The sequence below is a fragment of the Schinkia acidoalkalinis genome (assembly GCF_054301215.1).
Window position 1 is genome coordinate 2,314,027 of the sequence record NZ_CP182573.1, and the last position, 11,674, is coordinate 2,325,700.

8 protein-coding genes are annotated in these 11,674 nt (G+C 39.8%); 6 read left to right on the forward strand and 2 right to left on the reverse strand.

The features are described from left to right. Positions 1-36: 36 nt before the first annotated feature. From ACNQFZ_RS12010 to ACNQFZ_RS12025, 4 genes are all read left to right on the forward strand, one after another. Positions 37-642 (forward strand): transglutaminase-like domain-containing protein, encoded by a 606-nt coding sequence (locus ACNQFZ_RS12010; protein WP_458411585.1) that lies wholly within the window; start codon positions 37-39, stop codon positions 640-642. A 186-nt stretch (positions 643-828) separates the two neighbouring features. Then, a complete protein-coding gene (locus tag ACNQFZ_RS12015) occupies positions 829-1,881 on the forward strand; it encodes a tellurite resistance/C4-dicarboxylate transporter family protein (RefSeq protein WP_458411586.1) in 1,053 nt (350 codons plus the stop codon). Between the two features lie 116 nt (positions 1,882-1,997). Beyond that, positions 1,998-4,538: a bifunctional diguanylate cyclase/phosphodiesterase gene (locus ACNQFZ_RS12020; protein WP_458411587.1), complete on the forward strand. Its 2,541-nt coding sequence runs from the start codon at positions 1,998-2,000 to the stop codon at positions 4,536-4,538. Positions 4,539-4,758: 220 nt separating this feature from the next. After that, entirely contained in the window at positions 4,759-5,244 is a 486-nt protein-coding gene (locus ACNQFZ_RS12025) for a PaaI family thioesterase (RefSeq protein ID WP_458411588.1), read from the forward strand. Between the two features lie 240 nt (positions 5,245-5,484). Here ACNQFZ_RS12025 and ACNQFZ_RS12030 read toward each other — a convergent pair whose 3' ends face one another. Together ACNQFZ_RS12030 and ACNQFZ_RS12035 are read right to left on the reverse strand one after the other, a co-directional pair. Next, a complete protein-coding gene (locus ACNQFZ_RS12030; RefSeq protein WP_458411589.1) occupies positions 5,485-6,471 on the reverse strand; it encodes a diaminopimelate dehydrogenase in 987 nt (328 codons plus the stop codon). A 336-nt stretch (positions 6,472-6,807) separates the two neighbouring features. Beyond that, positions 6,808-8,298, reverse strand: coding sequence for a peptide MFS transporter (locus tag ACNQFZ_RS12035; protein ID WP_458411590.1), 1,491 nt, complete (start codon positions 8,296-8,298; stop codon positions 6,808-6,810). Between the two features lie 284 nt (positions 8,299-8,582). On the opposite strand from ACNQFZ_RS12035, the gene ACNQFZ_RS12040 reads away from it, so the two are divergent. Continuing rightward, positions 8,583-9,287, forward strand: a complete 705-nt coding sequence (locus tag ACNQFZ_RS12040) for an ABC transporter ATP-binding protein (RefSeq protein ID WP_458411591.1) — start codon at positions 8,583-8,585, stop codon at positions 9,285-9,287. Next, positions 9,287-11,647 carry an ABC transporter permease gene (locus ACNQFZ_RS12045; RefSeq protein ID WP_458411592.1) on the forward strand — a complete coding sequence of 787 codons (2,361 nt, stop codon included), beginning with the start codon at positions 9,287-9,289 and terminating at the stop codon, positions 11,645-11,647. Before ACNQFZ_RS12040 ends, ACNQFZ_RS12045 begins: the two co-directional genes overlap by 1 nt. Positions 11,648-11,674: the final 27 nt, after the last annotated feature.

Consider the following 11,674-nt stretch of genomic DNA (forward strand, 5'->3'; position numbering starts at 1 on the left):
ATAATCGACTTTAGGTCAAAATTAGGGGGATTTTTTGTGGAGTTGATTATTACGAATGAAGATATACAGGACTATTTGGAAGAAACCTATCTTATAAATTTTAGTCATCCATTCATTCAAGAGAAGATAAATGAGTTTAAACAAAAGGGAAAAACGAAGCAAGAATGGGCAGAGTTAGCGTTTCTTTTCGTCCGTGATGAGATTCAGCATTCATTTGATATTGATGGTAAAGCCATTACCATTAACGCCTCAGATGTGTTGGAAAAAGGAGAAGGGATTTGCTTTGCGAAAGCGCATCTCTTGGCTGCCTTTTTAAGAGGAATGGGCATTCCTGCCGGATTTTGTTATCAACGGGTGACAAGGAAAGGATCGCCGGAATCGGGCTATGCATTACATGGTTTAAATGCGCTGTATTTTGAAGAGATAGGTCAGTGGTTCCGCGTTGACCCAAGGGGCAATAAACCAGGTGTGTCTTCAGAATTCAGTATAAGCCCGGAAAAACTGGCATATCCGATTCGAAATGAAATTGATGAGGTTGATTATCCATATGTGTTTAGTGGACCTTTGGACAAAGTCATCTCAGCGATGGAGGATTCCGCTGATTGCAAGGAACTATTTTTTAACCGACCGGAGAGCATTTAATATGTAAATAGGATGAAGAGGTGAGGGCGCAAACAAGAGGTGCTCTCTTTTTTGTACATTATAATTCGATGAATATTCCATTTATTAGGGAAACGGAGAGAACCGTCCCTGCTGTTTCCTGTAAAATTAATAATAACTGACAAAATTATGGAAATAGTAACAAAAAGAAATCCTATTAAAAGGAGAATGATGATGGGTAGCCTTTTAAAACAAATAGCGGCAACACTTTTTCCTGGATATTTTGCAATGGTGATGGCAACGGGGGCTTTATCGATAGCGACTTTTTTGCTTGGAATGCACACCATTTCAAAGAGTTTGTTATATTTTAATATCGTTGCTTACGTAGTTTTATGGGTGTTTACTATTATTCGCTTAATTTGGTACTTTCCCCGGGTAATAAAGGATTTAACAAGCCATGCACTTGGACCTGGTTTTTTTACACTAATTGCAGGTACTTGTGTTTTTGGAAGTCAGCTTGTCATTATTGCCAATAATTATGAACTTGCTACATTTTTATGGTTCCTCGGTATTTTTTTGTGGGCTGTTGTCATGTATACCTTTTTTACAGCTGTCACAGTTCGGCAAGACAAGCCTTCCCTTGCGGAAGGAATTAACGGGGCATGGTTGATAGCAGCTGTTGCTACTCAATCTGTTTCAATACTAGGCACTTTACTTTCACCTAAAATGGGTGATTGGCGAGATGTCCTCTTATTTTTCACGTTTTGTATGTATTTGTTAGGATGCATGCTGTACCTCAATATTATTACATTGATCTTTTATCGATTTACATTTGTTGAATTTAAATATGCTTCCCTTACGCCACCGTACTGGATTAATATGGGTGCCGTTGCGATTACGACCTTGGCAGGCTCCACACTTATGCTCCATTCAGAAGGCTGGAATTTTCTCGTAGATATTATGCCATTTTTAAAGGGCTTTACATTATTCTTTTGGATGGCCGGTACATGGTGGATTCCATTGTTGTTTATTCTCATGATTTGGCGGCACTTTGTTCACCGTTATCCACTTGAATATGATCCGCAATTTTGGGGAATGGCTTTTCCGCTCGCAATGTATACAACAAGCACATTTCAGTTGTCAAAGGCATTAGGTGTTCCTTTTCTACTTGTAATCCCTCGTATAATGGTGTATGTGGCATTAGCTGCATGGATTATAGTATCAATTGGCTTAATAAAACATGTATATATGATTTTCGTAAAATATGCTCGGATTATTTGAGAATGCGGTGGTTTTCAAATAAGTTTTCTATTGTAAGCGGTTGGCTTTATTGTACAATGATTTTATAAAATAATTTTGATTTAGGAAAGAGCTGCTATTGGAAAGAGGGAGTATTTATGAAATTTTCGTTTAAAAACTCGCTGTCTATGGGAAAAGGAAACGGCGTAATGGTTGCTCTATCCGCCATCGCCTTATTGATCACCCTGTTTTTCAGAGAATCATTGTATGGGGTTTTTGGTGAACAAAATTATTTAGCAATCCATTTAATTATTGAAGTTCTAATTACCACCATTTCTTTTATGATAGCGATACAGTCATGGATGACGTTTCCTCATATCTTATCAAGCTATCGTTTATGGATCGGAGCATTATTCTTTTCTGTCGGTTTACTAGAAATAGCCCATGTGATTTCATACAAGGGAATGCCCTTTTTTCTATCTGAAAGCTCAGCCTACAAAGCAACATGGTTTTTTATGTCGGCTCGGTTAACAGAGGTGGTCGCAATGCTTGTAATCGTAGTATCTAAAGACCGTTTAGTTCGTTCAAACCTAAGATATGCAGCCTATAGTATCGCCTTTCTATATTCTGTAGTTTGGATGTTCCTTATTTTTAATCCGACTCCGATGCTGCCGGACCTCGTAAAGGAAGGAATTGGGACCACAACTATAAAAAATAATCTCCAATATATTGGCATTGCCTTAGAGTTCATTTTTCTTTATGTTGTTGGAATCCATTTCAAATCAAAACGTGTGTTTAACTACATGCTTATGACAGCATCAGTGTATTTAATGATTGGGGATTATATTTTTACAACGTATAAAAGTGTCTATGATATAAATAATTTTATTGGTCATTGTTTTCAGTTGGCAGGCTTTTATTTTCTGCAAAGAGCGGTTTACCACAGATCAGTCGAAGAGCCGTTTGAAATGAAAAAAGAGGCGGAAAGTTTATTAAAGCAAAATGAAGACTTCCTCCAATCGATTACCTCTAATATGGGGGAAGGACTTATTGTCATGAGCGGGGACGGAAGCTTGACATATATGAATGCCGAAGCGGAACGACTACTCGGTTGGACAGAGGAAGAGTTATTGGGCAAAAGCGTGCACGATTATATCCATCGCCGTAAAGATGGCAGTCATTTGCCGCGGGAGAATTGTGCCTTTTTGAAGGCCAGCAGGGAATGTCAGGTATATCGAGTGGATGAGGATTTTTTTATCCATAAAAACGGAAAGGTATTTCCAGTTTCCTTTGTCGCTACCCCTTTTTCCGAAAAGGGACAAGCTACCGGATCTATTATAGTTTTTCGTGATATCACACAGTTGAAAATGAATCAGGAACTTATACATTATATGGCTTTTTATGACGAATTAACAAAACTGCCGAATATCCGCTGCTTGAATGAAAGATGGGCAGAGATTGTGGCAAATCTTTCTGATAAAAAGGCAGCCGTTTTAATACTTGATATCAATCGATTTAAAAATATTAATGAAGCACTCGGTCATTCATTTGGAGATATTATTCTCCAGGCTGCAGCCACCCGACTTAACGACCGAATACCACCAAATATGTCGTTATATAGGCTGACGGGAGATGAATTTGTTTTAATTATGCCAACTGACGAAGAGGTGGATATTGTAAGCACTTTTAATGCCATCCAAATGAGATTTAAAGAACCATTACAAGCGCAGCAATTATTGCTAAATGTGACCTTCAGATGTGGCGTTTCTATTTTCCCGAAAAATGGGTTTGAGATAGATGTATTACTCCAGAAGGCGAACGCTGCGCTAATGGAGGCACAAAATAGAAGCAAAGCAATCCAGCTTTACGAGCCTTATATGGACGGAAAAGCCCTTGATAATCTTGTTTTCGAAAACGACTTGTACAGTGCTCTTTCAAAGAATGAACTCTCTGTTGTCTATCAACCGCAAGTGGATCTTTGTAGTGGTGAAATAATTGGAGTGGAGTCACTAATTCGCTGGCACCATCCGGTCCATGGCTGGATTTCTCCTGTGAGATTCATTTCAATTGCTGAAGAAACAGGACTAATCATCCCTATTGGCGAGTGGGTATTGCGTACAGCTTGCCAGCAAATGAAAGAGTGGCATGACAGAGGCCTTCCTAAACTCCGGGTCGCCGTCAACTTATCAATTAGGCAATTCTATCAACAAAATTTAGTAGAAACGGTAAAAGAGATATTACAGGAGACGGAGCTATCACCCGAATATTTAGAGGTCGAAGTGACCGAAAGTATGATGATGAATATCGATCATACGAAAAAGACATTAGATGCTTTGAAGCAATTAGGCATTCAAATTTCCATCGATGATTTTGGTACCGGCTACTCTTCTTTAGCTTATTTAAAGCATCTGCCGGTTGATCGATTAAAAATTGACCAGTCATTTGTTCGTGATGTTATAGATAAGGATAGTGATATGACAATTATTTCAACCATCATTTCAATGGCTCGTTTCTTACATCTTGAGGTTATTGCAGAAGGCGTTGAAACAGTCATACAAAAGGAAATGCTCCAAAGTGAGCACTGCATGCAAATCCAAGGATATCTGATTAGTAAGCCAGTGCCTCCTGTTCAATTGTATCAAGAGTTTACTAGACTTCAGGAAATGACCAAGGAAATTGTGAATGGGGTGTCATCATAGGGGTAAACTCTATGAAACTAAGACATGACATCTAAATTTCATTGAAAGACCTACAGGTTTGCTATAAGAAATATTAATAATGAAGGACAATGCCTGAACATTTCTAAATAAATTTTAAAGACATTGTTCTTTTTTTACCATAATATGTTATAATATTCTGAAAACAATATCAAATAATAGCAATAGTGCTTGGACGCTAGAGCTTATAGGGGGCCAAACAATGGAAGAAAAGGTTGTTAACGCAATTCAAGATGATTATCCAGATGATTTCGCATGGTGTTATGGTTGTGGACGATTAAATGAAAGTGGCCATCACTTTCGAACAGGTTGGCAAGGGGAAAATACAGTGACAATTTATCAACCAGAACCTGAACATACTGCATTGCCTGGCTTTGTTTATGGAGGCTTAATTGCTTCATTTATTGATTGCCATGGGACAGGATCAGCTTCTCTTGCATTACATCGTAAAAATGGCCACGAGCCTGGTGATGGAGCGGAGCCGCCACGATTTGTAACCGCTTCCCTGCGTGTGGACTTTTTAAAACCAACGCCACAAGATGTACCACTAAAAGCCATTGGTACGGTTGAAGAGATTCACCCGAAAAAATGGAAAGTTAATGCAGAAGTATATGCAGATGATACACTTTGTGCCCGTGGTGAGGTTATTGCTGTAGTTATGCCAAGTACATTTGCGAAAAAAGAGTAGGCGAACTTTTGTAAGAGAGCTGAAAAGTGTTGTGTTGTAAGATATGAGAAGGGGTTTTAATCCTGTTTGTATGAGCGGCCGTTCGGTCTGTTCTGCTGTAAGATAGGGTTGGCTTATTGGGTAAAAAATATTGCAGATCACATAACATATAGTTGCAAGCTAAATAGCAGGGTTTAGTTTAAACACCAAAGACCTGATAAACCAAGGTTTATCAGGTCTTTGACGTTATTACGATATTTATTACAATAGCTCTTTACGTAAATCTGCTGCAGATTTAGGTGAAAGGTATGCTGGAGCTACATCAAACACAGTTTTTGCACCGTATTGTCCTTCTTGATTCATACGGTATGCTGCACGCGCATAAGCAACAAGTATACTTGCTGTGAATTCTGGGTTGCTGTCAAGTTTTAGTGAATACTCAATAACATGGTTAGTATTTTCACTAGTTTCACCACTGCGGATTACGAATCCTCCATGGGGCATTGTTGAATGATTTGCTTTTAATTCTTCTTCAGAAATGAAGTTTACAGTTGTGTCATAATCTGAGAAGTAGTTAGGCATTGTTTTAATCGTTGTTTCGATTTCAGCAAGGTTTGCGCCTTCTTCAGCAACTACCCAGCATTCTCTTAAGTGTTTTTCTCTTGTTGAAAGCTCAGGATTTTCCCCTTTACGAACACGCTCTACTGCTTCTTCAATTGGAATTGTGTATTGCACACCTGCTTTAACACCTTGAACGCGGCGAATTGCATCTGAGTGGCCTTGGCTTAAACCTTTGCCCCAGAATGTATATGTTTCGCCTTCTGGAAGTGCGATTTCTGCGTAAACACGGTTTAATGAGAAGAAGCCTGGATCCCAACCAACAGAAATAACACTTGTTTTATTATTTGGCTTAGCTGCAGCGTCTACTGATTCAAAATACTCAGGAATTCTTGCGTGTGTATCGAAACTGTCGATTGTATTAAATAATTTTGCATATGTAGGTCCTTGTTCTGGAAGGTCTGTCGCAGAACCGCCACATAAAATTAAGACATCAACTTCATTTGTATATTTTTCAATCTCATCAACGCTAATTACTTTAATGCTCTCATCATTTACGTTGACACTTTCAGGAGCTCTTCTTGTAAAAACATAATTAAGAGTTACGTCGCTATTTTTCTTAACAGCTGCTTGAACCCCTCTACCAATGTTTCCATATCCAACGATACCAAGTCTAATTTGATTTCCCATCCTTATTTCCTCCAATGTAAAGAAAAATAGTAAATTTAAATGACAAACATTCTCAATTAAGTGCTCGCCATGATGATTTAGTATATCACCCATTTTCAAAAATGTCCAAATTTGTCGAATGCCATTTTTGGGTAAAATTTATGAAAAAACTACTTCTACATTTTATAATTGTTTCCCAATTGAAAACAATATATTGTTTGGATAAAAACAATATCAGAATGAGATGATTTGGAAAATGACACGAAAGGCTGTTCAGTAGCAACAGGCACCAATTGTAGATGCCAGCGGTGCCGAGAACAGCCTTTTACTGTAAAAATAGGTTACCCCATAACTATATTATCTAACACCTTTCATAAATCCTTGAATTTTTGGCGCAGCCATTAAAAGGATGATACCAAGTACGATGGATGCTCCGCCGATTACGCCAAAGTAAGCCATTTCTGTTTCAGGTGTATAGAATTTAACGAGTTGTGCATTAACCGCTTGTGCGGCTGCATTTGATAAAAACCATAAACTCATCGTTTGCGCTGAGAACGCTGCAGGTGCCAATTTAGTTGTTGCTGACAAACCAACTGGTGATAACAGCAATTCCCCAATTACACAGACGAAGTAGCTAAGCACAAGCCATAATGGATTTACTAATGAATGAGTGCCGCCAAAATAAGCTGGTAAAAGAATAACAATAAATGAGACACCAGAGAAAAGTAGTGCTAATGAGAATTTTTGCGGTATGGTTGGTTGGCGTTTGCCTAATTTCACCCACAACCATGCGAAGATTGGTGCAAACACGATAATGAATAATGGATTTAGACTTTGAAACCATGCAGGGGAAATGTGCATCCCTGCGAAATCTAATTGTGTGCGCTTGTCCGCATAATTGGCAAGAATGGTTGATCCTTGCTCTTGGATAGACCAGAACATAACAGCTGCAATGAATAACGGAATATAGGCAAGTAGTCTTGAACGCTCGACTGCTGTTGTTTTTGGACTGCAATACATGACGATAAAATACATCGTCGGAATAAAAATACCAAGAATACCAACAAGGGCAATAAATCGATCAATCGTTAAAATACCAGCAGGTATTAAAGTAACGCATAAAATTGCAATAACAGCAATTCCGATACCAATTGCGGTAAAGACCTTTTTCTTTTCAGCAGGCTCTAATGGATTGGCAATTTGTGTACCAGCAAGACCAAGGTTTTTCTTTCTAGTTAAAAGGAAGAGTACTAAGCCAACAAACATCCCAACTGCGGCAATACCAAAGCCTAAGTGGAAACTTTTATCCATTACAGAGCCGACAATTAATGGTGAAATAAATGCACCGGAGTTAATTCCCATATAAAAAATACTAAAGCCTGCATCACGACGGTCATCGCCTTCTGCATACATATCACCAACAACACTGGAGACGTTCGGCTTAAGTAAGCCTGTCCCAAGAATAATCAGTACCATTGAAATGAAGAACATGGCTACGTTTCCTGGAATTGCAAGCGCGATATGACCGAACATAATTAAAATTCCGCCGAAAAAGACAGCCCTTTGTGTACCGATAATCCGATCGGCTAGCCAGCCGCCGATAATGCCGGACATATAAACCAATGAACCGTAAATTGACATAATCGCCAGTGCAGTAGATTCTGGTAAGCCTAAACCACCTTTGGATACTTCATAATAAATATAGTAAACAAGGATTGCTCGCATCCCATAGTAAGAAAAGCGCTCCCAAAACTCTGTAAAGAAACATGTAAATAACCCTTTTGGGTGACCAAAGAAGCCCTTTTGTGGGACACTTCTGACAATTTCTTCTTTAGTTACATTCGACATATTGCAACCTCCATAAAATATTTTGCTATTTTATAATACTTTTAATAACTCTAAATTGTCAAAACAAGATTTTGGAAGCGTTGAAAATAATGGGATTGCTAAACTAGTATCACTTTTTAAAAAAGCTATTAAAATAATAAAATAATGGAAATAACCTGCTTAGGTGTCGAAGGGTACCTACATCAAAATTCGGAAATATTTAACATACATTCACTACCTTTTAATGTACTGTAAAGGTAGGATTTCTATACATTTTTACCTCGGAAATGAGGAGGTGGTCTCCAGTGACAGTTATATTAACAGCTAAAAATGTTTCAAAGGTTTACCAGATGGGTGAGGTGACAGTGCAGGCTTTAAAGGATGTCAATTTTGAAATATATAAAGGTGAATTTATTGTCGTTTTGGGGCCGAGCGGCTCTGGAAAAAGTACAATGATCAATCTGATTGGCGGCATGGATACAGCCAGTTCAGGTGAAATCTATTACCATGAGAAGCCGCTTCATCAGGCAACGGAAAAAGTGTTAACGGAATATCGCCGCCATGCCGTCGGGTTTGTTTTTCAATTTTATAATTTAATGCCAAATCTAACAGCCTATGAGAATATTCAGCTTTCAACGCAAATTGCCAAAAACCCGCTCGAGCCGATGGAGGTCCTAGGCCAGGTTGGCTTGGCTGACCGCGCCGATCATTTTCCGGCACAGCTGTCAGGAGGTGAACAGCAGCGGGTGGCTATCGCCAGGGCAGTGGCGAAAAACCCTGAAATTCTATTATGTGACGAGCCAACAGGGGCCCTGGATTTTTCAACTGGTATCCAAGTGTTAAAGCTTTTGCGTGAATTTAACAAGACATATGGAAAAACGGTAATGATCATAACGCATAATGCTGGAATTGCGGCGATGGCAGATCGCGTTTTTTATATTAAAGATGGAATGCTTGAAAAAATTGAAGTGAATGAACATCCTCTCTATCCAGAGGAGGTGTCATGGTGATGCTATGGCGAAAAATGATCAGAGATATCCGCGAAAATAAATTTGCTTATCTGGCCTGTGCGGTTGTCATTGCAATTGGGCTTATGGCGTATACATCGATGTCGATTGCAAAAGACGGCTTGTTTTACGCTAAAGATCAATTTTATCAAGAGTATCATTTTGCTGATGGATTTGCGAAGGTCAAGGCTATTCCATATGAAAGGGCAAAGGCACTTGCTGAAATCGACGGAATCGCCAAAGTGGATGGTCGTTTCATTAAAGATGTTAGGGTGTTAATGCCTGACACAAAAGAAAATGTTTATTTACGGTTGATTTCATTGCACACCCCGGAGGGAAATGAACTAAATGGAATCAAGCTTGAAAAGGGCAAATTTCCTGAAGGAAAGCACCAGCAGGTTTTGGTTGCTGATAAGTTTTATCAGGCCCATGGACTTGAGCTGGGCAACAAAATCAACGTCATTATAGAAGGAAAACAAGTAGAACTTTCAATCAGCGGCACGGGCCAAAGTCCAGAATATATTTATGCTCTAAAAGAACTGCAAACTATTGCTGCCGATCCCAAAACCTTTGAAGTGGCTTATATGCCATATGAGGATATGGAGCAGCTTTTTAATCAAAAAGGCTTGGTAAATGATATTTCTTTTACCCTTAAGCCTGGTTTCAAATTTGAAGATGTTGAGCAAAGGGTAAAATCAGCTTTGGACCGCTATGAACTTGAAGGCCTTTACGCTGCTAAGGACCAGCTCAGCAATGCGATGCTGACGGAAGAATTAAAGCAGCTTGAAAGGATCGCAAGCAGTATGCCGCTTATTTTCTTAGGGATTGCGGCCATTATTTTATATATCATGTTAAAGCGGCTTGTCGAATCGCAGCGCGGGCAGATTGGAACACTGAAAGCCTTCGGCTACAGAAACCTGGAAATATTGCTTCATTATATGTGGTACGGTGTGTTCATCGGCGTCCTCGGTGGAGTGCTCGGCGGCCTGCTTGGGATGTGGGTGTCGAAATATTATTTGAAGCTCTATCAAATGTACTTTAGCTTGCCAAATCTTGAGGCACATACTTCTCTTCAATATTTTTATCTTGGAATCATCATGACGGCACTCTTTAGTGCCGCAGCGTCCTTTCAAGGTGTGAAAAGCGTCATCCACCTTCAGCCCGCGGAGGCGATGCACCCGGTTGTGCCGACTTTTGTTAAAAAAACAGTGTTGGAGAAAATTGGCTGGTTTTGGCGGATCTTCAACGTCCAGGGACGGATGGCGATTAGGAATTTGCTGCGCAACAAAAACCGTAGCTTTTTTACCCTGATTGGAATTGTCTTTACGTTTGCGATGATGGCGTCCTTTTTCTCTTTTTATAGTTTGTCAGAAGTGATGATTATGGACCAGTTTACAAAAGTGCAGAAGCAGGATGTGAAAGTAACCTTCTCGAAACCGATGCAGCGAGCTGACGCTGTTCGGGAATTACAACACGTAGAGGGAATAAAGCGTGTTGAATCGCTCCTTGAGATTCCGGTTTCACTACGTTTTTTAAATCATAAAAAGGATGTTGTTGCATTGGGGATTCCCGCCGATTCAACATTATACACTGTTTTTGATAAACAAGGGAATCGCGTGGGACTGCCACAGTCAGGGGTGATGGTGTCCGAACAGATCGCGGCCAAGCTTGGTGTCAAGGACGGTGATGTACTGCAGATGGAGAGCCTATATGCGAAGGATGAAAAAATTAAGATTAAGGTGGAAAAGGTGATTCCCCAATATCTAGGTGCCAATATTTATATGAATCAAGATGCGATGCTTGGACTTTTAAAGCAAGGGGACATGATGACCTCTGCGCTCCTTGCCATTGATGAGCGAGCCATTCCGGCTTTTAAAGATGAGTATCGTTCCTCAAAATATGTGAGCACGATTGAGGTTAGGCAGGAGCAGATTGATAAGTATACCGAAATGATGGCGGCTTCATCTGGGGCAATGTGGGTCATGGCGATTATTTCAATTGTCACCGGCTTTGCCATTGTCTATAACTCTAGCATTATTTCATTAGCGGAACGGAAACGAGAGTTGGCTTCACTCAGGGTGATGGGCATGACGCCGAAAGAAGTCATGGAAGTCGTTTCTGTTGAACAATGGTTTCTCGGCTTTGTCGGCGTCATTGCCGGCATCCCGCTCGCCTTTTCGTTTTGTAAATTGATGTCAACTAGCATGAGCAATGATCTTTATACAATCCCGGCAATCATCAGCACAGATGCGATTGTCCAGGCCTTGCTTGGCACGATTATTGCCATTGCGATTTCGCAATTATCAGTATCACGTAAGGTGAAACAGCTTGATTTGGTCGCAGTATTAAAAGAACGAGAATGAGACAAGGGGCCCGTTCGTTTGTCATAA